Genomic DNA, 898 nt, shown 5'->3' on the forward strand with positions numbered 1-898 from the left:
GGAAGCGGACCTCGCCGCAGTCGGCGCAGGCCTGGACGCGGAGTTCGCCCCGGGCGGCGTACTGCCAGAAGGGGGCGCTGGTGGCGTCCTTCACCGGTTCGAGCATGTCAGCTCCTGTTGGTCAGCAGCAGGGCGGAGGTGGGGACGCCCTCGCCGGCGGTCACGAGGCAGGTCGCGGCGTCCGGAACCTGCGCGGTGCTGGTGCCGCGCAGCTGCCGCACGCCCTCGTCGATGAGGTTGAAGCCGTGCACGTACGCCTCGGACAGGCCGCCGCCCCCGGTGTTGATCGGCAGCCGTCCGCCGATCTCCAGGGCGCCGCCCTCGGTGAAGGCGCCGCCCTCTCCGCGGCCGCAGAAGCCGTACCCCTCCAGCGAGAGCGGGACCAGGGAGGTGAACGCGTCGTAGATCTGAGCCACGTCGACGTCCTGCGGGGTGAAGTCGGCGTGTTTCCACAGGTGTCGGGCGGCCGTCCAGGCGGGCCCGGTGAGCGGGTCGTCGTTCCAGTAGTTGACCATGCCGTGGTGCTGGGCGGGCAGGCCCTGGGCGGCGGAGTGGACGTAGACGGGGGTGTTCGGGCAGTCCCGGGCGCGCTCCCGGCCGACCAGCACGCACGCCAGCGCCCCGTCGGTCTCCAGGCAGTTGTCGAAGAGGCACAGCGGCTCGCTGATCCAGCGGGAGGTCATGTACATCTCGCGGGTCAGGGGGCGGTCGTACATGATCGCGGCCGGGTTCTGGTTGGCGCGGTTGCGGCAGGCGAGGGCGACGTTGAAGAGGTGGTCGCGGGTCGCGCCGTACTCGTGCATGTAGCGGCGGGTGAGCATGGCGATCTCGTCGGCGGGCCGGAGCAGGCCGAAGGGTCTCGTCCACTGGGCCGGGGTGGGGAGTTGGACGGTGGTGT

General features: G+C 71.6%; 2 protein-coding genes. Both read right to left on the reverse strand.

Features of this window, described 5'->3' with window-relative positions:
• Positions 1-106 (reverse strand): zinc ribbon domain-containing protein (locus EHS43_RS45255; RefSeq protein WP_221740832.1); only part of this gene is annotated, 106 nt, incomplete at its 3' end.
• Between the two features lies 1 nt (position 107).
• Positions 108-898: lipid-transfer protein (locus EHS43_RS45260; RefSeq protein WP_125196126.1), on the reverse strand; the 791-nt coding region annotated here is incomplete at its 5' end.

This window comes from Streptomyces sp. RP5T, assembly GCF_003933965.1.
Classification (GTDB): Bacteria; Actinomycetota; Actinomycetes; order Streptomycetales; family Streptomycetaceae; genus Streptomyces.